At 68.6% G+C, this 22,069-nt stretch carries 22 protein-coding genes; 7 read left to right on the plus strand and 15 right to left on the minus strand.

The features are described 5' to 3' along the window. Positions 1–30: 30 nt before the first annotated feature. Positions 31–984, plus strand: a complete 954-nt coding sequence (locus ABZ664_RS20270; protein ID WP_362511718.1) for an MFS transporter — start codon at positions 31–33, stop codon at positions 982–984. 351 nt (positions 985–1,335) lie between these two features. Then, a complete protein-coding gene (locus ABZ664_RS20275) occupies positions 1,336–3,999 on the plus strand; it encodes an exo 1,3/1,4-beta-D-glucan glucohydrolase (RefSeq protein WP_362511721.1) in 2,664 nt (887 codons plus the stop codon). 127 nt (positions 4,000–4,126) lie between these two features. Here ABZ664_RS20275 and ABZ664_RS20280 read toward each other — a convergent pair whose 3' ends face one another. Genes ABZ664_RS20280 through ABZ664_RS20325 form a run of 10 tightly spaced genes read right to left on the minus strand, consistent with a single transcriptional unit; the run spans position 4,127 to position 10,102 of the window. Next, a complete protein-coding gene (locus ABZ664_RS20280) occupies positions 4,127–4,603 on the minus strand; it encodes a gas vesicle protein K (RefSeq protein ID WP_362511724.1) in 477 nt (158 codons plus the stop codon). Beyond that, positions 4,600–4,875 carry a gas vesicle protein gene (locus tag ABZ664_RS20285; protein WP_362511727.1) on the minus strand — a complete coding sequence of 92 codons (276 nt, stop codon included), beginning with the start codon at positions 4,873–4,875 and terminating at the stop codon, positions 4,600–4,602. The genes ABZ664_RS20280 and ABZ664_RS20285 overlap by 4 nt, the downstream gene beginning before the upstream one ends. Then, entirely contained in the window at positions 4,865–5,659 is a 795-nt protein-coding gene (locus ABZ664_RS20290) for a GvpL/GvpF family gas vesicle protein (RefSeq protein WP_362511730.1), read from the minus strand. Before ABZ664_RS20290 ends, ABZ664_RS20285 begins: the two co-directional genes overlap by 11 nt. After that, positions 5,652–6,056, minus strand: a complete 405-nt coding sequence (locus ABZ664_RS20295; RefSeq protein WP_362512314.1) for a gas vesicle protein — start codon at positions 6,054–6,056, stop codon at positions 5,652–5,654. The genes ABZ664_RS20290 and ABZ664_RS20295 overlap by 8 nt, the downstream gene beginning before the upstream one ends. A gap of 13 nt (positions 6,057–6,069) precedes the next feature. Further along, the gene (gene gvpO / locus ABZ664_RS20300; RefSeq protein WP_362511733.1) at positions 6,070–6,540 is read right to left on the minus strand and encodes a gas vesicle protein GvpO; all 471 of its coding nucleotides are present in this window, start codon (positions 6,538–6,540) and stop codon (positions 6,070–6,072) included. Positions 6,541–6,585: 45 nt separating this feature from the next. Continuing rightward, entirely contained in the window at positions 6,586–6,807 is a 222-nt protein-coding gene (locus tag ABZ664_RS20305) for a gas vesicle protein GvpG (RefSeq protein ID WP_362511736.1), read from the minus strand. A 31-nt stretch (positions 6,808–6,838) separates the two neighbouring features. Continuing rightward, positions 6,839–7,729 (minus strand): GvpL/GvpF family gas vesicle protein, encoded by an 891-nt coding sequence (locus ABZ664_RS20310; protein WP_362511739.1) that lies wholly within the window; start codon positions 7,727–7,729, stop codon positions 6,839–6,841. A 1-nt stretch (position 7,730) separates the two neighbouring features. Next, complete coding sequence (gene gvpJ / locus ABZ664_RS20315; RefSeq protein ID WP_362511742.1) at positions 7,731–8,162, minus strand: gas vesicle protein GvpJ; 432 nt, start codon at positions 8,160–8,162, stop codon at positions 7,731–7,733. A gap of 36 nt (positions 8,163–8,198) precedes the next feature. After that, entirely contained in the window at positions 8,199–9,398 is a 1,200-nt protein-coding gene (locus ABZ664_RS20320) for an SRPBCC family protein (protein WP_362511744.1), read from the minus strand. 5 nt (positions 9,399–9,403) lie between these two features. Beyond that, entirely contained in the window at positions 9,404–10,102 is a 699-nt protein-coding gene (locus ABZ664_RS20325; RefSeq protein ID WP_362511747.1) for a hypothetical protein, read from the minus strand. Between the two features lie 458 nt (positions 10,103–10,560). Here ABZ664_RS20325 and ABZ664_RS20330 point away from each other — a divergent pair, with 458 nt between their 5' ends. Both ABZ664_RS20330 and ABZ664_RS20335 read left to right on the plus strand, forming a co-directional pair. Then, a complete protein-coding gene (locus ABZ664_RS20330; RefSeq protein WP_362511750.1) occupies positions 10,561–11,253 on the plus strand; it encodes a hypothetical protein in 693 nt (230 codons plus the stop codon). A gap of 14 nt (positions 11,254–11,267) precedes the next feature. Then, the gene (locus ABZ664_RS20335) at positions 11,268–14,234 is read left to right on the plus strand and encodes an AAA family ATPase (RefSeq protein WP_362511752.1); all 2,967 of its coding nucleotides are present in this window, start codon (positions 11,268–11,270) and stop codon (positions 14,232–14,234) included. A 217-nt stretch (positions 14,235–14,451) separates the two neighbouring features. Here the strand turns inward: ABZ664_RS20335 and ABZ664_RS20340 are convergent, their stop codons facing one another. Then, positions 14,452–14,682, minus strand: coding sequence for a DUF397 domain-containing protein (locus ABZ664_RS20340; RefSeq protein ID WP_362512316.1), 231 nt, complete (start codon positions 14,680–14,682; stop codon positions 14,452–14,454). A gap of 33 nt (positions 14,683–14,715) precedes the next feature. Then, on the minus strand, positions 14,716–15,540 hold the full coding sequence (locus tag ABZ664_RS20345) for a helix-turn-helix transcriptional regulator (RefSeq protein ID WP_362511755.1): 825 nt from the start codon (positions 15,538–15,540) through the stop codon (positions 14,716–14,718). Between the two features lie 231 nt (positions 15,541–15,771). On the opposite strand from ABZ664_RS20345, the gene ABZ664_RS20350 reads away from it, so the two are divergent. Next, a complete protein-coding gene (locus ABZ664_RS20350; protein WP_362511758.1) occupies positions 15,772–16,140 on the plus strand; it encodes an ATP-binding protein in 369 nt (122 codons plus the stop codon). Positions 16,141–16,298: 158 nt separating this feature from the next. Beyond that, positions 16,299–18,134, plus strand: coding sequence for a M14 family zinc carboxypeptidase (locus ABZ664_RS20355; protein WP_362511761.1), 1,836 nt, complete (start codon positions 16,299–16,301; stop codon positions 18,132–18,134). A gap of 158 nt (positions 18,135–18,292) precedes the next feature. On the opposite strand, the gene ABZ664_RS20360 is transcribed toward ABZ664_RS20355, so the two are convergent. After that, positions 18,293–19,102 (minus strand): methyltransferase domain-containing protein, encoded by an 810-nt coding sequence (locus ABZ664_RS20360; RefSeq protein WP_362511764.1) that lies wholly within the window; start codon positions 19,100–19,102, stop codon positions 18,293–18,295. Positions 19,103–19,277: 175 nt separating this feature from the next. Here ABZ664_RS20360 and ABZ664_RS20365 point away from each other — a divergent pair, with 175 nt between their 5' ends. Next, positions 19,278–19,712, plus strand: coding sequence for a hypothetical protein (locus ABZ664_RS20365; RefSeq protein WP_362511767.1), 435 nt, complete (start codon positions 19,278–19,280; stop codon positions 19,710–19,712). 5 nt (positions 19,713–19,717) lie between these two features. Here the strand turns inward: ABZ664_RS20365 and ABZ664_RS20370 are convergent, their stop codons facing one another. Together ABZ664_RS20370 and ABZ664_RS20375 are read right to left on the minus strand one after the other, a co-directional pair. Beyond that, positions 19,718–21,259: an aldehyde dehydrogenase family protein gene (locus tag ABZ664_RS20370; RefSeq protein ID WP_362511770.1), complete on the minus strand. Its 1,542-nt coding sequence runs from the start codon at positions 21,257–21,259 to the stop codon at positions 19,718–19,720. A gap of 225 nt (positions 21,260–21,484) precedes the next feature. After that, complete coding sequence (locus tag ABZ664_RS20375) at positions 21,485–21,916, minus strand: cupin domain-containing protein (RefSeq protein ID WP_362511773.1); 432 nt, start codon at positions 21,914–21,916, stop codon at positions 21,485–21,487. Between the last annotated feature and the right edge of the window lie 153 nt (positions 21,917–22,069).

Consider the following 22,069-nt stretch of genomic DNA (forward strand, 5'->3'; position numbering starts at 1 on the left):
TGGCGGTCCCGGCGGACTCCCATCTGCGCGGTGCCGGGCAGCTGGAGTGGCTGCGGAGGCTGGACGAGGAACGCGACGACCTGCTCGACACCGGTGTCCTGGTGGGGCGCGGTCGGGATCGCCACGCTGACGCTGTTCGCCCGGCGGCAGACCCGGCTGGCCGAGCCGCTGATCGACGTCCGCCTCTTCCGGCGCAGGGCCTTCTCCGCCTCGGTCGGCGCGAACCTCATCGCCATCTTCGGCATGTCCGCGCTGTCGTTGATCTTCGCCTGGTACTTCCAGCTCGTCCTGGGCTGGTCACCCCTTCAGGCCGGTCTCGCGGGACTGCCCGGAGGTCTGTCGGCGGCGGCCGGCGGGGTCCTGGCCGCGGGTCTGATCGCCCGGTGGGGCCGGGCGAGGACGGTGGCGCTCGGCCTGGCGATGGCCGCCGTGGCCTTCGCCTGCTACGGCCGGATCACGCCGGACACCTCCTACCTGTACTTCCTCGGCCCCATGATCGTCTGCGGGGTGGGCATCGGGCTGACGTTCGCGGTCACCAACGACACCGTGCTCGCGAGCGTGCCCAGGGAACGGGCCGGTGCCGCGGCGGCGATCTCCGAGACGTCCTTCGAGCTGGGCGGCGCGCTGGGTATCGCCGTGCTGGGCAGCGTCCTGACCGGTGTCTACCGGGGGGAACTCCGGCTCCCCGAAGGGCTGCCCGGCGAGGTGGCCGCCCCCGTCGTGGAGTCGCTGCCCACCGCGCTGGAGGCGGCCGCGGCACTTCCCGGGCGGCTGGGGGAGACCGTCGCCGAGGCCGCGAGGCTCGCCTTCGTCGCCGGGGTCCAGGTGACCGCGATCACCGCCGCGGTGATGATCGCCGTACTCGCGGTGGTCTCGCTCGCCGGCCTGCGCGGTGTCCCCGACGTGATCCCCGAGGAGCTTCTTCCCGAAGCGCACGGCTACCGGACTCCGGGGAGCTTCTTCCCGAGGTGCGCGGCCAAATAGGGCTCCGAGGCGATCTCCTTTCTCGGGTGCCCGTTTCGTCGCGGGGCGGAGCCTCGCCGTCAACGGCGGCGACACCGCGACCTGACCGTCGACCCTCTCGCGAAGTCTCGTCGCGAGAGGGTTCCGTTTGCTGAGAGCGCTCTCACTTAAATGTCGCGCCGAAGGCATGTGCGTTGTGATGTGCCTGGTGGCAGCGGTTCGCGAGCCGTAAACCACTCGTGGATCACGTGTTTGTTTGAGAGAGCGCTCTCGCAAGAGTATTGACTCGGCTGTGTCACAGCGTCAGGATCTGCGAAGTGCGGACTCGGGGGATCCGCCGGTCCATCGCAGTACCTGGAGAACGGATCCTCGATGATCAGACCCTTCGCCCGACAGGGCGCCCGCCGGAGCGGACTCGCGGTGCTGGCGAGTCTCGCCGTCCTGTCAGCGGGCGTCACCGGGATTCCGAGCGCGGGCGCCGAGACCGCGACGGGCGGCCGGCAGCCGGTGATCGGCAAGCCCGCCCTGGACTCACACGGCTGCGCCCGCATCGAGAAGAAGCTGCCCGCCCTCTCCGAGTGGCCCAAGGTCAAGAGCAGGATCGAGCAGAACCGGTCCGACGAGAAGCGGGTGGCGAAGATCCTCGCGGGCATGACGCTCGCCGAGAAGGTTGGCCAGATGACCCAGCCGGAGATCGCCGCGATCACCCCGGAAGAGGTCGGGCGATACTTCATCGGCTCGGTGCTCAACGGCGGCGGCTCCTGGCCCGGCCGCGACAAGCACGCCGCGCGGAAGGCCTGGCTCGACCTCGCCGACGCCTACTGGAACGCCTCCGTCGCCACCCGCGCGAAGATCCCCGTCATCTGGGGCACCGACGCCGTCCACGGCAACAACAACGTCTACGACACCACCGTCTTCCCGCACAACATCGGGCTGGGCGCCGCCCAGGACCCGTGTCTCGTGCGCGACATCGGGGCGGCGACCGCCAGGCAGACGCGCGCCACCGGCCAGGACTGGGCGTTCGCGCCCAGCGTCTCCGTCCCCCTCGACGACCGGTGGGGCCGCACGTACGAGGGCTTCTCCGAGGACCCCAGGATCACCCGGGCGTACGGGTACGAGGCCGTCAAGGGTCTGCAGGGTAAGCACCCGCGCGGCATCGGCCAGGACGGCGTCATCGCCACCGCCAAGCACTTCATCGGTGACGGCGGCACCCTCAAGGGCGTGGACCAGGGCGTCAACCCCTCGTCCGAGGCCGAGATGATCAACGTGCACGGTCAGGGTTACTACGGCGCCCTCGCGGCCGGGGCCCAGAGCGTGATGGTCTCGTTCAACAGCTGGAAGAACGCCGACCTCGGTATCGACGAGGGCAAGCTGCACGGCAGCAAGCGCGTCGTCAACGACATCCTCAAGCAGAAGATGGGCTTCGACGGCGTCGTCGTCTCCGACTGGAACGGCATCGGCCAGGTCGCCGGCTGCACCAACGCGAGCTGTCCCCAGGCGATCAACGCGGGTATCGACGTGGTGATGGTGCCCAACGACTGGAAGGCGTTCATCACCAACACGATCGCCCAGGTCGAGAGCGGCGCGATCCCGATGGCGCGCGTCAACGACGCGGTGACGCGCATTCTGCGCGTGAAACTGCGCGCCGGGGTGCTCGACGGTCCCAAGCCCTCCAAGCGCGCCTTCGCCGGGTCCGCCGACGCGGCGGAGACGAGGAGGCTCGCGAGGGAGGCCGTGCGCAAATCGCAGGTCCTGCTCAAGAACAACGGCAGGGTGCTGCCGCTGGCCGCGAACTCCAGGGTCCTCGTGGTCGGCAAGAGCGCCGACAGCCTGCAGAACCAGACCGGCGGATGGACCCTCACCTGGCAGGGCACGAACAACGTCAACGCCGACTTCCCCAGGGGCACGACGATCCTCGGCGGGCTGCGCGAGACGCTCGGCCAGGCCCGCGTCACCTTCAGCGAGACCGGCGACGGCGTCGACCCCTCGGCGTACGACGCGGTCATCGCGGTGATCGGTGAGACCCCGTACGCCGAGGGCATCGGCGACCTGGCGCGGCGCACGCTGGAGGCCGCCAAGATCTACCCCGCCGACCTCGCGGTGCTCGACAAGGTCACCGGTAAGGGCACGCCCGTCGTCACCGTCTACGTCGGCGGCCGGCCGCTCTGGATGAACAAGGAGCTCAACCGCTCCGACGCCTTCGTCGCCGCGTGGCTGCCGGGAACCGAGGGCGGCGGCGTCGCCGACGTACTCGTCCGGGGCAAGCACCGCGACGGCTTCACCGGCAAGCTGCCGTACTCGTGGCCGAAGAGCGCCTGCCAGTCGCCGCTCAACCCGGGAGCCGAGGGATACGACCCGCTCTTCCCGCTCGGGTACGGCCTGCGTGACGGCCAGAGCGGGCAGGTCGGGAAGCTCGACGAGACCGCGCCGCCGTTCGGCTGCGGTGAGCAGGGCGGTGGTGGCGAGGCGAGCGAGGACCTGGAGATCTTCAACCGCACCGACATCGCGCCGTACAGGAGTTTCATCGGCTCCGCCGAGAACTGGGGCGGCACCGAGATCGGCGCCGACGGCGAGGCGGCGCACGCCGAGATCGCCGTGGTGCCCTCCGACGTCAACGTGCAGCAGGACGCTCTGAAGGCGACCTGGACCGGCATCGGTCCCGCCCAGATCTACCTGCAGAACCCTGCGGGCGGTACGGACCTGCGGGGCTACCTCAACACGAAGGGGGCGCTGGTCTTCGACACGATCGTCCACCAGGCCCCGACCGCGAGGACCGTGCTCAGCGTCCACTGTGTCTATCCGTGCCTTTCCGAGGTGGTGGCGACCTCCCTCTTCCAGGGGCTTCCGGTCGGCACGAAGTCGACCGTGAAGATCCCCATCGCCTGCTTCGCCGCGGCCGGCCTCGACCTGGAGGTGGTCAACACCCCGTTCCTCGTCTACACCGAGGGGGCCTTCTCCGCCTCGTTCGCGAACGTCCGCTGGGTGCCGCAGGCGGCCGACGATCCCGACGCGAAGAAATGTGAGGACCTGACCTGACAGTGGGGATGTAGACGAACGCCTCCCGGTGGACCGGCTCTCGCTCCGAACGACCACGCTGTCTTCGACGGGATCCGCTGGCTCCGTCCGGGAGGCGTTCGCCCGTGCTCACCGGACGCGGCGGGTGTCAGTCGGTGGGCAGGAGGGTGCCGAGCGGCCCGAGGTCGAGGTTGAGGTCGGACGGTGAGAGCTCGAAGCGCTCGCACAGCTCGATCATGGCCTCCTCAAGGCGCATCAGCGTCACGCCCAGCACCTCCACCTGCTCGTCGGAGAGGTCCCCCTGGTCCATCCGGCGCACACACTGGCGTTCCACCAGCTGCCGTATCAGCTCGACGAGAGTGAGCACGAGGCGGGACAGGTCCCGTCCGACGGCCTCGGGATCGGTGTTCACCTTCCAGCGGACGGTCCGCGCCGGTCCTCGCGCGGTCCCGGCCTTGCCCGCGGGGGTGGTTCGAGTGACCTTGAACCGTCTCCTCGCGGGAGAGCGGAGTCGCTCCCAGGCGGCCCGAGGATCCTCCGTGCCGCCGAGGTCCTCTGCCCGGGGGACGCCGGGAAGACGGTTCACATCGCTCGCCCGAGGGGCGCCAGGGGGGCGGTTCGTCACAGCGCTCCCTCCTCGCCGGAGTCCCACGGGAGCGCGACCGCGCCGTGCGGGTGGGCGAACGGGATCGGGTCGGAGGCTCGCACGGAGGTGATGAGGGCGCGCAGGGAGATGCGGACGAGGTCGATGTCGGCGATGGACAGCACGAGGTCCCCGCTCACGACCACCCCGCCGGCCAGCAGCCGGTCGAGCAGGTCCACCAGCGCCACGCGCTCGGGGGGGATGTATCCGGCGGCGGCGAGTTCGGCGCCTCTCGGCTGGTGGTCACGGGGCATCGAGTGTCTCCGCACGGGTCGGGCCGAGGTCCACCGAGGTGAAGGAGTACGGCGCCCAAGGGCCGGTGAGCTGCATCTCGATCTCCTCGCCCCGCAGCGCGTCGACGGCCGCGACGAACTCCTCGCGGCGGTCCTCGGAGACGAGGTAGGCGCCGTTGAGCAGCATCGTCTCCTCGCGGCCGGACAGTCGCGGGTCCTGCGGCCGATGGCGGTGACAGGCGACCGAGATGGACGCGAGGGTGATGTGGATGTCCTCGGCCCGCCGTGCCGCCAGACGCCAGGCGTCCTCCCTGCCGCGCAGGCTCGCCCGGCGGCGCTTCAGGTACGCCGTTCCCGGGCTGTCGGCCTCCTCGGGGGCCTCCTCGGGGGGAGGGGCCTCCTCGCTCGGTTTCGCGTACGCCTTCACCCCCCACTCCCTGCATCCGGTGACGTGGGCGAGCACCTCGGCGAGGTCGTCGTGCCTGCGCCGGAGCAGGTCACGGACCTGATCCTCGCTGCTGTAGACCGTCACCAGCCTGACCGGGGCCGTGGGAGCCTCCTTCGCCACGGCCTCCACGACCCGGTCGTGAGCGCGGGCCGTCCCCCCGACCCAGTCCAGGTCCTCCAGGAAACGCCGCAGCGGCTCCTCGCCGAACTCCTCCAGAGGCACCGGGCTCACGTACGCGACCAGGCCCTCGTGGGTGATCGCGCGCACCGGCGCTCCGGTCACGCCCGCCACGTCCTCCGGGAGAGGGTGACCCACATCCCGGGCGATCGCGTAGAGATATGTGCCCGCCTCAGCCATCGCGCTCCTCCCTGAACCTTCCGGTCGATCGAAGTTCCCGGGCGTCATCGGAGGATCCTCTGTGGAGGGAACGGCGCCGGGTGCCCTCCATCTCCTCGTCGCCCTCGACGGCGGACAGCCGGTCGCGCAGGACGCGGTTCTCCTCGATCAGGTCGCGGTCGCGGGAGCTGAGCCACGGATCGTGTTCCCACCAGTCGATCCCCAGCTCCCGCGCCGTGTCGACCGAGGCGATGAGCAGGCGCAGCTTGATGGTGAGCAGCTCGATGTCCAGCAGGTTCACGCGGATGTCACCCACGATCACCACACCCCTGTCGAGCACCCGCTCCAGGATGTCGGCGAGGTTGGCGGAGGATTCCCGCCCGCCGGAGGAACGCGGAAAGGACCCGTCGGATCGCATCACGTCGGCCACGTCAGCCCCCCTCGGCACTGTCCGCCCGGCCGCGCCGGTAGCGCTTCACCCTGCGGTACGACAGCAGGTCGCCGGTGGCGTCCAGCTCGATCTGGTAGAGCGACAGCATGTCGCCGGAGGAGGGGATGTGGCGGCTCTCGACGACCTCGACCTCGACCAGCCAGCCGTCCTCGGCCCGTCGTACCAACGTCACCCCTTCCGTTTCCTTCGAGGTCAGATCGGCGATGTGCCGCAACCCTGCCGCTCCGGCGGTCGCCGCGGACAGGGCGGAGGAACGCCGCCGCGGCTTCTTCGCGGGCTCGTCCTCGTCCTCCTCGTCTTCGTCCTCTTCTTCTTCGTCCAGGTCCTCCTCAGAGAGGTCCTCGTGGGACTCCTCGTCCTCGTCGAAGTCCTCGTCGAAGGTTTCGTCGCCGGCGGTCTCGTAGGAATCGTCGGCGGAGCGTTTCTCACGGGTTCCGCGCCTGACAGGCATGGGATCATTCCCCTCGTCGTCTCCGCAGCGATGCGGTCCTACCGGCTAGGTGAGCAGATCTCCGAGGATCCGCTCCGCGGCCGCGGCCTCCTCCTCTTCGGAGATCTCGCCGGCGGCCCTGGCCTCCTCCAGTTCCTCCAGACGGCGCCTCACCGCCGCGGGGCTCCGGAGTTCCTGCTCGGCCTGTTCCTGAAGCAGCTCCGCGAGCCGGATCAGCCCGCGCAGCGGCGCGAGCGGCAGGCCGAAGATGAGCCCCAGTGGTTCCACGATCGATCAACCTCCTTCCACATCCCGGCCCTTACGTCTTGACGAAGTCGTACGGTGCCAGCGGGCCGAGCAGGCGCAGCTCGACACGGCCTGCCCACCGGGTCCCGAACTCGTCCACGGCCTCCTCGATCTCCCGACCACGGTCGGTGTCCGCGAGCAGGGCCACGTGGACGGCGTCCCGCTCGTGGGTGGGCTCGCGGACGAGGGCGGAGACGCAGAGCGGGTCGAAGGCTTCGACCAACGCGTCGGTGTCGGCCTCACGCTTGGCCGCGATCGACATGTTGATCAGCTCTCCGAGCCGCATCCTCGTGTCCCACGTCGCCTCCTCGGGGCGTCCGTGGATCGCCTCACGCAGCCGCGCGATCTCCGGGTCCTCGTCGAGTACCTCCCGCAGGATGGCCCGCTCGACGTAGCGTCCCTTCACGACGTACTCCGCGCGCCCTTCCAGTTCGCTCAGCGTGGCGAGGAACTCGTCGTAGTAGGGGGCGAGCAGCTCGTCGACGACCGCCTGGGCGTCCGTCACCACCGCTCCGAAACGCAGGGGGAGTACGGGCACCTGCGTGGCGGTGGCGTCGAGCAGGTGCTCGTGGGCCATGAGGTCGTCCGGTCTGCCGAGAGGGCGGTCGGTGAAGACGTCGCTCACCAGGGCGGCGATCTCCTTGTGGCGCACCAACTCGACCACGTTCGGTGGATCTCCTACGCCCCGGGTACCCGGGGTCAGCTCGACGTCGGACGGAATGATCCCGTACACGTAGGTGCCGGCCGTGCTCCCGGGGGCGCCGTGTTCCTTGGATGGTTTTTCTTCGGATCGAGCCGTGGCGGACTGATCGGTGCGACCGGTGTCGTGCCGTGCCGTCCTGCGGGTGTCGGTCTTGGGGCTGTCCGACCGGACCGTCCCGCGCTTGCCAGTGGAACCGGGCATCTCACTCCTCCCTGCGCCGTCTGCGGCGGGGCGTCGGCTCACGTTCCTCGTCGGCCTCCTCGAACTCGTCCTCGCCGGTCGTCAGGCCTTTGATCTTCTCCCCTGCCGCGTCCAGCACTCCCTGCGTCGCGCCCTTGACCTTCGCCTTGCTACCGCCCTGCGTCATGTCCTCCACCAGTTCCGGCAGCCCCTTCTGGTTGCCGGTCTGGGTGAGGTCGAGGCGGTTGACGGCCTCGGCGAAGCGCAGATAGGTGTCCACGCTGGCCACCACGATGCGGGCGTCGATCGTCAGTAGTTCGATTCCGACCAGGGAGACCCTGACGTAGGCGTCGATCACGAGTCCCTTGTCGAGGATCGTGTCGATGACGTCAGCCAGTCCTGACGAGGACCCGCGGCCGCTCGCACCGGCGCCCGAAGGTTGAACGATGGTCATGGCGTCTCCTCCCCGGTGTCCCTGAGATCTGCCCGGTCACGTACGACTGGCCGACCTGCGGCGGGCGGGGCGCTGGGGCTTCTCTTCCGCGCTCTTGGAAGCGGCGGGCCTGCGACGCTGCGGGCGCCTGGGCGGCTCCTCCTCCTCTTCCTCTTCCTCCTCGTCCTCGTCGGCCGCGCGCTCCTCTTCCGGTTCCTCCTCGGGCTCCTCTTCCTCCTCTTCCTCCTCTTCGAGTTCGTCCTCCTCGGGCTCTTCTTCCTCCTCTTCCTCCTCTTCCGGCTCCTCGCCCTCTTCCGGCTCCTCGCCCTCTTCCGGCTCCTCGGCCTCGCCGGTCTCCGTGCGTTCCTCGTCGGACGGCTCCTCCTCGGAGCCCTTCTCGGCCTCCTCCCTTTCCTCCTCCTCGCGAAGTGCCGTCTCCTGGTCCTTGACGACCTTGCTGTCGCGGATCTCGCCGCGCCATCCCTCAAGGTCATCGGGCTTCAGGAGCACCCGGCTCATGACGTGCCGCCGGAAGTGCTTGAGCTCCAGGCGTGCACGCCTGCCCTGGGCGCGCCACAGGTTGCCGGTGCGCTCGAAGAGGCCCTGCGGGTAGTACTCCAGGACGAGCAGGACCCGGGTGAGATCGGGAGTGATCTCGTGGAAGGTCACGGCACCGTCGACGTGCCCCTTCTGTCCCTTTGAGCGCCAGATGATTCGCTTGTCCGGCAGCTGTTCGAGGATCGTCGACTCCCAGGTCCGGCGGGACAGGAAGATCTTCGCCGTCCATTCGAGCTTCTCGTCGGACTCCTGGTCGACGCCCTCGACCTTCTTCATGAAGCTCGGGAAGTCGCCGAACTGGGTCCACTGGTCGTAGACGACGCGTATGGGGGCGCCGACGTCGATCGTCTCGATGATGTTGATCATCTTCAGCTTCCCGCTCTGGCCACCCTTGCCCCCGCCTCCCGTCAGTTTCTTGGTCAGGCCGCCGATCGCCATCTTGCCCAGGCCCTTCACCATGCTTCCGGCGATAGACGCTTTGGGGTGTTTGGAGCCGGTCATCGCGCTGAGCAGGCCGGACCCGCTGCCTTCTGCGTAGTCGGTCAACCGGCCGGTCGCCCCCTGGACCTTCTCGCTCACCGATGACAGAGCCCGCTCCCCAAGGGCTCCGGCGAGGTTCTGGAACTCCTGTTTGAGTCGGTTGGGGGGCGCTTCCTTGTCGCCCTCACTGTTAGGACGCTTCTTCGAGGTCTCGGCCATCTAGGTCACCCCCCTGCCCTGGCGGGCGTCGGCTTGGTGCGAGAAGAGGTGGATCCACTCCGGGAAGGGGGGCGGCGCTTGGACCTGGCCCGTGGCTCCTCTTCTTCTTCCTCGTCCTCCTCCTCGTCCTCGGAGTCCCGAGGCGCCTTCCTGGTGGGTTTGGCCGCAGGCTTGCGGCGCCCGGAAGTGGCGGAACGCCTGCGGACGGGCGGAGCCTCCTCCTCCTCTTCTTCTTCCTCGTCCTCCTCCTGCTCCTCGTCCGTCTCCGGTTCGTACTCTTCCTCCTCCTCGGCCCGGCGCCGTGCCTTCCTGCGGGACAGGATGCCCTTCATGCGCCCGCGCTTGGGCTTCTCGCCCTCCTCGCCTTCCTCTGGTTCCTCTCCCAGGTCCTCCAGGGGGTTGCGCAGAGATTCGGCCCGGTCGTGAAGTCTGTTGCTGAGCGAGTCGACCTGTCTGCTTACCGCGGCCTTGGCGGCGGCCTTGCTCGCGTCGACGAGGTCGCCGCGCACGCTTTCGGTGATCTTCGCCAGTTCCGGGGAGGAGCTGATCACCTTCAGCGCCTGCTGCAGGAGGTCGCTCTGGCCGCCGCTCAATCGACCGGTTGCTCCGGCGGCGGCCAGTGCCATCGCCAGTCGCAGTTTCTGGCGTCGCCCCAGAAGGTAGCCGCCGGCCACGGCGAGGGCTATGCGTACTTCGTTCCTCACAGTAATCACTCCTTGTCGGCTGCTTCGTCGTCGTTTCAGTCCCTGAGGGGTTTTCGCCGATATATCGCTAAAGAAGGAGGCATCGGTGCTGTTTAATGCCATTTCTCGGCAAAGGCAGAAAGAGTCACACTTTAGGGATTATGAACCTTATACCCCCAAAAAGGTGCATAACCATATATGTAGGTAAAAAAACGACAAATGGGACCGGATCCCCGTGGTTTGCGGGGATCCGGTCCGCAGAAAAGGTGGAGTGGGTCCGCTTGGCCCCTGTACCGAGAGGGAGGGTGGAGGTTCAATGATGTCGGGAATCCAACATCGACTTTTTGTAACAAGTGAGGCTGTTTTCCCGGAAAGATTTGGTCAAGATTTCCGAAGTTCGGTGAGCCGGGACAGGAGAGAGTCACTTAAAAAACGGGCACAATCACCTCGTTAACCCGTAAAGCGGAGGTATAGCCCTGGTGAAAAGATCAAGGGCCGGGTTCGCCGTGGTGACTGTGGCGGTCGTCTCCGCCATGGTCGGCGGGCTCACGGGATGCGCACGTGCTGAGTTCACCTACGTCCGCCACGACGACGGGCAGACGTACTTCAAGGTTCCGGCAACCTGGCGGAAAGTCGACCAGGCCGCGCTGGACAAGGCGACCATCGGGGCCGATCCCGAATCGGCCACCGCGCGGCTGCAGAGGCAGCTCATCTGGTCGGCCGCCTACGACGCCCACTCCCAGCCCTCTCCAGACCACCTTCTCGGCTACGGCACCGGAGACGAGCCGTTCGTCTTCGCCAGGATCGCCAAGCTCCTCCCCGACGAGCAGGACTCGTTGTCCCTGAACACCATGCGCAACTCCGTCCTGCCCGTCACCGAGACGGTGCGCAAGGAGTACGCGAAGATCCCCGGTTACCCGTTGCAGGACTTCGAGTTGCTCGCCGACGAGGTGCTCCGGCCCGGAGACGGCCTGCGCGGGGTGCACGTGCGGTTCAACTACGCGATCCAGGGGGCCGGGATCGAGACCTTCGACCTCACCTCCTATCAGGCCGAGGACGGCAAGCAGATCTCCACCCTGCTGATCCGCTGTTCGGCCGCCTGTTACCGGAAACGCGCCGGGGAACTCGAGAAGATCGCGCAATCCTTCAAGGTCAAGCGACTCACCGGGTGAGGAGAAGCCCGTCCATGAAGTCACCTCCACCGCCCCCCAACTTCGAAGGACTCCGGGCTCCCGGCTCCGGCCCGACAGATCCGCACCCCGACAGGCGAAAGAAGATGCCGTTCTGGGACCGGATTAAATTCCTGCTCATCCTCACGATCATCTATTTCGTTCTGGTGTGGAGTGAGATGGCCTCGTACGAGGGCATCATCACGTTCCAGGATGCGATGATCATCACCGCGATCGCGGCACCGTGGATCTTCTGGCTCCTCGGGGCCGAGTTCCTGAGGCAACTCCACTTCTTCGTCAGCGAGCGTTCCGCCGGATACAACCGGTTCTGGACGCGCGGTGTTTTCGGTGGCTTCGAACGTTGGAGCCATCGCCGTTTCTCCGACTGGAACCGCTTCAGGATGGCGCGGGCCATCAAGTGGGTGTTCTGGATCACGGTGCTCGCCCTCATCCTCGGGGAGGTGCTGGACACCTCTCCGGCGCTCGCCCTGTTCCAGGCGCCCGCGCTGCTCTGGCAGGCCCTGCCGTACATGGCGCAGCTCGCCTTCGCGTTCTTCTTCATCGCCTTCCAGTTCATCGGCCTGTTCTGGCTGTTGTCGCGGGGCGGTGTGGAGACGTACTTCCCCGACGACATCAAGACCCGCTTCACCGACGTCTGGGGCCAGGACCACGTCGTCGAGCGGGTCAAGGAGAACATCGTCTTCCTGGAGCGGCCGGACGCGATCGAGGAGCGCGGCGGCTACGTGCCCAGCGGCCTGCTGCTGTGGGGGCCGCCGGGCACCGGCAAGACCCTGATGGCCGAGGCCGTGGCCGGGGAGACCGGCAAACCGTACGTGTTCGTCGACCCCGGCGCGTTCGTCAACATGTTCATGGGCATCGGCATCCTGAAGGTGAAGTCGCTGTTCAGGAAGCTCCGCAAGCTCTCGCTGCGCTACGGCGGCGTGATCGTCTTCTTCGACGAGGCCGACTCCCTCGGCAAACGCGGCTCGCTGGCGCAGCAGGGCCCCAGGGGCGCTCCCGGGTTCTCCCCGCACGCCGCCGGATGCCACGGCTTCGGCTATCTCAGCGAGGACACCCGGTGGCTGCTGACCCGCAAGGGCGCGGCCGAGCCGAACGAGCCCGACACCGGCCGCAGCCGCTTCATGATGGGCGGTATGGGCGGGGGCGGCGGCGACGCGGGCACGCTGCAGGCGCTGCTCACCGAGCTGTCGGGCCTGAAGAAGCCGAGAGGCATCGTCAACCGGCACGTGCGAAGGCTCTTCGGCATGCGTCCCAAGCCGCCGCCGAAGTACCGGATCCTGGTCATGATGGCCACCAACATGCCCAACTCACTGGACGAGGCTCTGCTGCGGCCTGGCCGCATCGACCGCATCTACAAGGTGGGTTATCCCTCGAAGGCGGGCCGGGTGCGCACCTACCGGGGCTACTTCGACAAGGTCGACCACGAGCTCACCGAAGCGCAGCTGGACAAGCTGGCGACGATCACCCCCTACGCCACCGGTGCCACGATCAAGGACCTGGTGAACGAGTCGCTCATCACCGCGATCCGCGACGGCAGGGAGACCATCACCTGGTCGGACGTGACCCGCGCCAAGCGGCTCAAGCAACTCGGCCCGCCCGAGGACGTGGAGTACATCGAGCGCGAGCGGCACGCGGTAGCCGTGCACGAGGCCTGCCACGCCGTGGCGGCGTACCGCACCCGCTACCACCTGGAGATCGACATCGCCACCATCGAGAAGGGCGCCGACTACCTCGGCATGGTGGCGAGCATCAAGCCGGAAGACCAGTTCACCCGCTGGAAGTCCGAGCACGAGGCCGACATCATGGTCTCACTCGCCTCCCTGGCGGGGGAGCGGATGTTCTTCGGCGAGGACAACTCCTCAGGGGTCTCCGGTGACCTGTTCTCCGCGACGTACCTCACCGCGCTGATGGAGGCGCACTGGGGCATGGGGCGCGGGGTGACCTCGGTGCCCGCGCTGCAGGAGCTGGAGATCCTGGGTGGCAAGTCGATGCCCAAGCCGGGTGGCGGGGGCATCGGTTTCACCAAGACGCCGGGGGGCGGCCAGCCGCTCGCCCCCGACGTGCTGGGCGAGCGCATCGAGTTCAACCTGGTGGGCCTGCTCGACCGCACCGAGCGACTGCTGCGCGAGCACCGGCGGGACGTCCTGTGCCTGGCGCACGCGCTGGAGGCGCACAAGACGCTCAACGGTGACGACGTGGTCGCGATCCTGGAACGCAGGCGGGGGCCGTTGATCGACGGCTCCGTCTACGCCTCGGACGACTTCTACGCCGAGATCGAGGAGTATCACCTGGAGGCGGCGCGGGCGCACCGCGAGCACAGCCACGTGGCACGGGCCCTGCCCGTCCCGCGGGCCGTGCCCGTGCTCGAACCCGCGGCCGTGGTCGTCCAGGGGGCGATGCTCACGGGTAACGGTCACGGTTCCCCGGTGTCGAACGCGGTGTCGAGCCCGGTGCCGACGCTGCCGGGCACGATGTCGGCCTTGGCGCCCCCGGTGCCTTCGGCCTCCGCGGCCGGGCCCGACTTCGTGCCCTGGGGCGACGACACCCGGGCGCCTCGCCCGTCGCCGTCCACGCCACCGCCACCCCCGCCACCGCTCGCCCCTCCCGCCTCGCGTGGCGGGAAGTCGCGGATGGTGTTCGTGGTCGTGGCCAGCCTGGCCGCACTCGCGGTCTTCACGACGCTGGGCGCCTACGTGCTCAGCGGCGGGGCGGTCACGATGGGCCGCGCGGGCTCGCCGGACTCCGGCACGCTCACGGTGGTGTTCGTCGCCGTATTGGCGGCGATTGTGGGGGCGGCGATCGTGGCCGCGGTCACCAGGGGGGCGCAGGCGGCCAAGGCCAGGGCCGAGGCTCAGCGGGACAGTGCCGTGGAGCGTGCTCAGCTGCTCGCCGCGGCGATGGACCCGCAGGTCGCGATGCGGATCCTCGGCTACAACGGCACCGAAGAGCGGCCTCCGCACTGAGGACTCCCGGCCGGTCCTGGGATCTCCGGCGAGCGACGGCCGGCGAGTGAGGGCCCGGGTGACGAAGACCGGGAGACGGCGGTGGGAAACGGCGACGGTTAAGGAGTGACGGGTAGCGAGTGAGGGACGACGACCACAGCCCGCCGGGCCGAGGCCGCGGGCGGGCTGTGGCCGGAGGTTCCGGGGGAACCGTGAGGCTGGTTCCCCCGGAGCTCCGTCAGTCGAACTCGCCGTCCTTCACGCCGCCGACGAAGGCGTCCCACTCGCTCCGGGTGAACGCCAGCGCCGGGCCGCCCGGATCCTTGGAGTCGCGGACGAGATACAGCCGATCGGCGTTCGCCTTGTGCCGGGCGGCCGCCTGCTCACCGGGGACGACCGCGACCTCCACGCAGTCACCTCCGTTGGTGCTACGGACGCTCTTACGCCACTCGGCGCCGGACAGATCCATCGTGGACCCTCGCACTTTTTCTTCCTTCTACTGCTAGGGGGAGGAGAACCTTCTCGCCATCTGGGCGATGAAGGCTGCCGAGGCCTCCTCGCTGAGAGCCATCTCGCAGAGACTCTCGAACATGGAGGCGTATCGGCGGACTTGCTCGGGGTTGTCCGGCACGTCCCCGCTCGCGGCCTGCTCCAGATAGAGCAGGTCGGGGGCTTCGGGTTCGGGGAAGCTGAGCAGGCAGAATTTGCCGTCCATCGCGGCGTGCGCCCCCACGGAGAACGGGACGACCCGTATCTCCACGTTGGGCAGCGTGCCGAGATGGACGAGATGCTCCAGCTGCTCCGACATGATGTCGCCACCGCCGATCCGACGCCGGATCACCGCTTCGTCGAGCACGGCGACAAGGTGGATCGGGTCACCGGGCCCGTGCAGCAACCGCTGACGCGAGATGCGCACGGAGACCGTCTCCTCGACCGTGGAGGGGGTCTGGACTACTGAGGTCGCCTCGATCACCGCGCGTGCGTACGGTTCGGTCTGCATCAGGCCGGGGACGACCAGCGGCTCGTACGAGCGCACGAGCGACGCTTCGGCCTCAAGCCCGATGTAGGAGTCGAAGCCGGGCTTGAGAGCCTGACGGTGGGGGTGCCACCAGCTCCGTCTTCTGGCTTCGACGGCCATCTGGATCAGGGAGTCTCTCGCCTCCCCGGTCACGCCGTACACCTCGGTGAGGGCTGACACGTCCGAGGGGCGAGGCCGGGACTGGCCCGTCTCGTACCTCCAGACGGTGGTGTCGGTGGAGCCGATCCGCTCGGCCACCTCTCCCCGCGTCAGCCCACTGTCCTTTCGCAGACGGCTCAGCTCAGCCATCAGACGGCGATGACGGGCCGTGGGGCTGTGTCGAGAGGCCACGCATCCACCTCCCTCCGTCCTTTGATAGCAAATCTGTGGAATCCCAACATGAGGTATTGCAGTCCTTGATAGAACAGTTCACCGTGAGTGAGTGTGCCATCTCAGAGGGCGATGTGCATGGAATATGCGCGTCGGGGAGCGAGGTCAACGATGACGACCGGACGGCGGGCCGCCTCGCCAGGATCGACGATGACCCTCAAAGGAGTCCCGGAGTCGGTGTCGGTGGCGCGGAGCCGGGTCAGGGAGCTGCTCGGTGAGGGGCATCCCGCGTCCGACGACGTCGTCCTCCTGGTGAGCGAGGTGGTGACGAACTCGGTGCTCCACTCCGGCTCCGGAGGTGGTGGCGAGGTCGCGATGACCGTGGCGGTGGGATCGACCGCGGTGCTGGTCGAGGTCTGCGACGCCGGGTCGGGGGCGTCGGTGCCGCACGTGCGCAACGAGCCGGAGGCGGAGGGCGGGCGGGGCATGTTCCTGGTGGATCTGCTCGCCGACGACTGGGGCATCCAGGACGACGCCCCCGAGGGGTCCAGGATCCTCTGGTTCGAGATCGCCTTCTGAGGCCTGGCCGGGTTTCACCCCGATCTCACCCCGGGTTCTGTCCGGCCGTGCGGCGAAGTTACCGCTGCCGCAAAAATTTGGGCCTTTGCTAATCAACGCCGCTGTTTGACTCTCAGTGGAGGCATGCGACAAAACCCTAGAGTGCGTGCCTGAGGAGGATGCAGGTGAGACGCCGTCTGATCGTGGTGTTCGCCGCCCTGGCGCTGTTATGTCTCGGTGTGACCGGGGCGGGAGCCTCGGCCGAGCCGCAACCGAACAGCCAGTACAAGGTCCAGGGGCCGAGCACCGCCCAGCAGCGAAGTGCGGTGGCCGCCACCGGCGCCGCGATCGACCAGGTCGACCCCGACTCGGTCGTGATCACCGCCAGCGAGGCGGAGGTCGCCGAGATCAAGAAACTCGGCTACACCGTCACGAAGATCCCCAAGTCGTTGTCCCCGACCGGGCCGGAGCGGCTCGCCGACTTCCCGACGGCGGACTCCGGCTACCACAACTACGCCGAGATGACCGCCGCGGTGAACCAGATCGTCGCCGACCACCCGACGATCGCCCGCAAGATCAGCTACGGCACCTCGTACGAGGGACGCGACCTGATCGCCGTCAAGATCAGCGACAACGTCAACACGGACGAGAACGAACCCGAGGTGCTGTTCACCCACCACCAGCACGCCCGCGAGCATCTGACCGTCGAGATGGCGATCTATCTGCTCAACCTGTTCACCGACGAGTACGGCACCGACAGCCGCATCACCAACCTGGTCAACGGCCGCGAGATCTGGATCATGCCGGACCTCAACCCCGACGGCGGCGAGTACGACATCGCCGCGGGCTCCTACCGCTCCTGGCGCAAGAACCGCCAGCCCAACTCGGGCTCATCGGCGGTGGGCACCGACCTGAACCGCAACTGGGGCTACAACTGGGGCTGCTGTGGAGGCTCCTCGGGCTCCGCCTCCAGCGACACCTACCGTGGTTCGGCGGCCGAATCGGCCCCCGAGGTGAGGGCCGTGTCCAACTGGGTGCGCAGCCGGGTCGTCGGCGGCGTGCAGCAGATCAAGGCGCACATCGACTGGCACACCTACGGCGAGCTGATCCTGTGGCCGTACGGCTACACCTACAACGACACCGGCCCCGGCCTCACCCAGGACGACCGTGACGCGCACGCGACCCTGGGACAGAACATGGCCTCCACCAACAACTACACCCCCCAGCAGGCCAGCGACCTCTACATCACCGACGGCACGATCGACGACTGGCTGTGGGGCGTCTACAAGATCTTCAGCTACACCTTCGAGATGTACCCGGTCAGCTCCTCGCCGGGCTTCTACCCCCCTGACGAGCAGATCGGTCCGCAGACGACCCGCAACAAGGAGGCCACGCTGCGCTTCCTGGAGTACGCCGACTGCGTCTACCGGATCATCGGCAAGGAGTCGCAGTACTGCGGGACCGGCACCCCACCGGTGACCGTCTACTCCGACGATTTCGAGACGGCGACCGGCTGGACGACCAACCCCTCAGGGACCGACACCGCCACCTCGGGCCAGTGGGAGCGAGGCGTCCCGCAGGCCACCAACTCCAGCGGCGCCAAGCAGCTCGGCACCACCGTGAGCGGCACCAACGACCTGGTCACCGGGAGGCTCGCGGGCGCCGCGGCCGGCGACTACGACATCGACGGAGGCATCACCAGCATCCGCTCCCCGGCCATCACCCTGCCGTCGACCGGGACGCTGAACCTGTCGCTGTCGTGGTATCTGGCGCACGGTTCCAACTCCTCAAGCGCCGACTACCTGCGCGTGAAGGTCGTCGGCTCCACCACCACCCAGGTGTTCCAGCAGCTCGGCGCGGCCTCCAACCGCAACGGCGCCTGGGCCGTGGCGACGGCCAACCTCTCCGCCTTCGCGGGGCAGACGGTCCGCATCCTGATCGAGGCCGGTGACGCCTCGGGCGCCTCCCTGGTCGAGGCCGGGATCGACAACGTCAAGATCACTCAGCAACCCTGACCCTTCCTCGGGGCGCCCCCACCGGGGGCGTCCCGAGTCCGCCGGCCTTCCCCTCACCCGAGATCCGGGAACTTCGGGAACGCCGGATCGCACAGGCGTGTGGGAGAGCGGAGAGGCCGGGGAGCCTCGGGGAGGCGGGATTCGCGAGGCGTCGAGGCTCAGACGCGGCAGATCAGCTCGCCGTGGAGCAGTGACAGCCAGCCGTCCGGATCCGCGGCCCAGGACCGCCAGCCCTCTGAAATGCGGCGCAGGTCCTCCTGGGTGGCGGCGCCCGAGGCGAGCGCCTGGCGGGCCATGTCCGATTTCAGGACCCGATCGGCCCACATGCCTCCCCACCACGCGCGGTCGTCGGGAGTGGCGAAGCACCAGGCGGAGGAGGTGGCCGAGACGTCGGTGAACCCCGCCGCGTGCGCCCACGACAGCAGTCGCCGTCCCGCGTCGGGTTCGCCGCCGTTCGCCCTCGCCACCCTCTGGTACAGGTCCAGCCACTCGTCGAGCTCGGGCGTCTCGGGGAACCAGGTGAACGTGGCGTAGTCGCTGTCGCGTACCGCGACGACCCCGCCCGGTGCGCAGACCCGCCGCATCTCGCGCAGCGCCTGGACCGGGTCGCCGACGTGCTGCAGCACCTGGTGGGCGTGAACGACGTCGAAGGTGTCGTCGGGGAACTCCAGCGCGTGCACGTCCGCCACGGCGAACGTGATGTCGGAGCGGCCTCGCCGCTCAGCCTCCGTGCGGGCCGGCCCGAGCGCCTCCTCGGTGATGTCGACCGCGGTGACCGCGCCGGGCGCGACCCGCTCCGCCAGGTCGGCCGTGATGGTGCCCGGTCCGCACCCCACGTCCAGCAGCCTCATGCCCGGTCTCAGGTGCGGCAGAAGGTGTGCCGCCGAGTTCTCCGCCGTACGCCATCTGTGGGACCTGAGCACGGACTCGTGATGCCCGTGCGTGTAGACGGCGTCCTTGCCTGTCATGGGAACCCTCCCTTGTCGTCGCGCTCTTCGGACCGTAGCAGGAGTCTCATATTTCAAGAAGAATAGTCTCACTATGTGGTCGTAACGGTTTTCGTACTGTTTCATCACTTGTTGTGACGGGGGAGTGAGTTCACACTCAGGACGGATATTCGTTGACACGACTGAGGGGGTCCTCGTGCACGAGGAATTCAGTGCTCACGAGACCTGGCCGCTGGGGTGCGCGCACTGCGGGCACCGGTGGCAGGAGGAATACCTCGTCCGCCATCTGAGCGACGGGCACGGACACGATGCCGTTCTCTGGCTGCGGTCGGGTGTCGTGGTCCAGTCGCCCTGGTCGGGGGCGAGCTGTCCCGTCTGCGGCCGCGACGGCGTCCGAGCCCTCCCTCCGAGCGCGCACCCCCGCGTCACCGCCGAGCCGTCCGCGGCGATGTCCTCCGGCGTGGCCGCCGGCCTCACGCCCGTTCCCGACGCCGAGCCCGGACCCTCGCCCGCCGTACCCCGGCCGCGTCGCCTCCTGGCGCAGCCCGTCCTGCTGTACGCCCTCCTCACCGTCGCGCTCGTGCTCTTCACCGGCTTCGAGGTCTTCGAGTACGTGGTGACACACCACTGAAGGAGTCAGGTCGACAGGCGGAAGTCCAGGTCGGGGACGATCTCGGCGACGTCCATCTGGGCTTTCTGAAGCCTGCCCGAGTGGTCCCAGTTCATCGCCTGCCAGCGGGTGAACTGGTCGAGGACCCACATGCCCGACTGGCGGCTGCCGTTGCCCGACTTGCCGTTGCCGCCGAAGGGCAGGTGGGCCTCCGCGCCCGAGGTGGAGTTGTTGACACTGACCATGCCCGCGCCGATGCCCTCGCGGAAGCGGAACGCCGACGCAGGGTCGGTGGTGTAGACGGAGGAGGAGAGCCCGTAGCCGGGGAGATTGGCCAGGTCGACGGCTTCGTCCAACGCGCTGAAAGGCGTCACGCCGACGATGGGGCCGAAGGTCTCCTCCAGGAAGAGCCGGTCACCGGGGCGGACGCCGTCCACGATCACCGGGTGGTAGTAGAGACCGCCTTCCCCGGTGAAGTCGCCGCGCGGGTTGTCCGGGGTGATGCGGCCGGTGGGGCCGGAGACGACCGTGTGGTGCGGCTGGATCCAGCCCAGATACTCCTCGTAGCGCGCGGCGAACCTCTGGTCGAGCAGCGGCCCGCACAGCACGTCCCCCGCGGGGTCGCCGATCGTTGCCCCGGCCACGGCGCGTGAGTACCGGCTGAGGAACTCCTCGTGGACGCTCTCGTGCACGATCACCGTGCCGAGCGACGTGCACCGCTGCCCGGCGGTGCCGAAGCCCGCGAACAGGGCGCCCTCCACGGCCAGGTCGAGGTCGGCGTCGGGCATCACCACCATCGGGTTCTTGCCGCCCAGCTCCAGGCACGGGGACTGCAGGTGGCGCCCGCACAGCTCGCCGACACGGCGGCCCACCTCGGTGGAGCCGGTGAACCCGACCTTGTGCACCGTGCCCTCCGCAAGGGCCGCCTCCAATCCCTGGAACGTCGCGTCGCCGTCGGCGAGAACCAGGTTCAGCACGCCGTCGGGCAGCCCCGCCGCGACGAACAGCCGGTAGAGCGCGTGCGCGGAGGCCGCCGCGTACTCGGCGGGCTTCCACACCACCGTGTTGCCGCACAGCAGGGCCGGGACCAGATACCACGACGGCACCGCGACGGGGAAGTTGCCCGCCGTGATCACCGCGGCCACCCCCACCGGGACCCGGAAGGTGAACAGATTCTTGTCCGGCATCTCCGAGGGGACCGTCTGCCCGTACAGCCGCCTGCCCTCGCCGAGGAAGAAGTCGCACGTGTCGACGATCTCGCGTACCTCGCCCAGCGCCTCGGCGTACGGCTTGCCGATCTCGCGGGTGACGAGGCGGGCCAGCTCCTCGGCGTTCGCCTCCACCAGGCGTCCGATCGAGGCGATCACCCGTCCCCGCACGGGCGCGGGGACCCGCGTCCACTCCCGTTGCGCGGCGGCGGCCGTGCGGCACGCGGAGGAGAACGTGCTCGCGTCCGCCAGCCGGACCCGCGCGACCACCTCGGCCACCCGAGCCGGGTTGACCGACTCGTAGGCCGTGCCGTTGGACGTTTCCTTTCCGCCGATGACGGAGACGATCTCGCTGGTCATCTTCGACCTCCCGATGTGGACCTTGACCGCATTCTCCCCGCGATCCGGGAGCCCGTCACCTCGGCGGGAGGCCGTTCGCGTCATCTCCTCGCGCCGGTCCGTCCGCCATGTCGTCCATCGGAGCATGCGAAGACCGGCGGAACCCGTACGCGGACTGTCCGGCCACGCGGAGCTCGGCTCCGGTCGTGCGGCGGAGCCGAGCATGTTCTCCGTCAGACCATTCCGTCAGAGCATTCGGAAGTCGGCGAAGTCGAAGCCCGGTGACACGACGCAGCTCACCAGCACGCCCTCGTCGCCGGTGGGACGGGCGGCCTGCCAGGTGCCGCCGGGCACCAGGGCCTGGAGGACCTGCCCATCCTCCACCCGGGGCCCCAGGGTCACGCTCTCCGAAGGTTGGCCCTCGTGGCCGCCGAGGATCAGTGTCAGCGGGCCGCCCCGGTGCCAGAACCACACCTCGTCGGAGGTGACCACGTGCGGGCGCGACTCCTCGCCGGGCTCCAGCAGGAAGTAGATCCCGGTGGCGGTGGCTCGCGCACCGGAGTACCCGGGCGGGGTGAGGTCGACGGAGGTCTTCCAGGTCTCCCGGAACCAGCCGCCCTCGGGATGCGGCAGCAGGTCGAGGGCCTCGGCGAGCGGAGGACGTGAAGGAGTCGTCATCGCACCGATTCTAGGGACTTCCGGGGACGCGGTTCCGCTCGACGTGCTGTGGGACGGCCGTCGGGAGCGTGCTTCCGTGAGGGGGGCGGTTCCGTCGGGCGTGCTGTGGGGCTGCCGTCGCGGACGGGTCCGGATTTGTCGGCGGGGTTGGCT

Source organism: Streptosporangium sp. NPDC006930, from assembly GCF_040635605.1.
In the GTDB taxonomy this organism is placed as follows: domain Bacteria; phylum Actinomycetota; class Actinomycetes; order Streptosporangiales; family Streptosporangiaceae; genus Streptosporangium.